This is a genomic window from Streptomyces chilikensis (genome assembly GCF_001642695.1).
Taxonomy (GTDB): domain Bacteria; phylum Actinomycetota; class Actinomycetes; order Streptomycetales; family Streptomycetaceae; genus Streptomyces; species Streptomyces chilikensis.
Window position 1 is genome coordinate 1 of sequence record NZ_LWCC02000053.1, and the last position, 724, is coordinate 724.

Consider the following 724-nt stretch of genomic DNA (forward strand, 5'->3'; position numbering starts at 1 on the left):
CCCGCCGACGGCAACCGCCCCTACGACATGACGAAGGTCATCGAGGAGATCCTCGACGACGGCGACCACCTCGAGGTCCACGAGCGCTGGGCCCGCAACATCATCTGCGCGCTCGGCCGGCTCGACGGCCAGGTGGTGGGCATCGTCGCCAACCAGCCCCAGGTCCTGGCCGGCGTCCTGGACATCGAGGCCAGCGAGAAGGCCGCCCGCTTCGTGCAGATGTGCGACGCCTTCAACATCCCCATCCTCACCTTCCTCGACGTGCCCGGCTTCCTGCCCGGCGTCGACCAGGAACACGGCGGCATCATCCGCCACGGCGCCAAACTCCTCTACGCCTACTGCAACGCCACCGTCCCGCGGATCTCCCTGATCCTGCGCAAGGCCTACGGCGGCGCCTACATCGTCATGGACTCCCAGTCCATCGGCGCCGACCTCACCTACGCCTGGCCCACCAACGAGATCGCCGTCATGGGCGCCGAGGGCGCCGCCGGCGTCATCTTCCGCCGCCAGATCGCCCAGGCCGACGACCCCGAGGCCATGCGCCGCAAGATGGTCCAGGAATACAAGAACGAGCTCATGCACCCGTACTACGCCGCGGAACGGGGACTCGTCGACGACGTCATCGACCCCGCCGAGACCCGCGAGGTCCTCATCACCTCCCTCGCCATGCTCCGCACCAAACACGCAGACCTGCCGTCCCGCAAACACGGCAACCCGCCCCAGT

Annotated in this window: 1 protein-coding gene; it reads left to right on the top strand. The window is 68.2% G+C overall.

Annotated elements, in window-relative coordinates:
* A partial coding sequence (locus tag A2U95_RS21915) for an acyl-CoA carboxylase subunit beta (RefSeq protein WP_277350963.1) occupies positions 1-724 on the top strand: 724 nt, incomplete at both ends.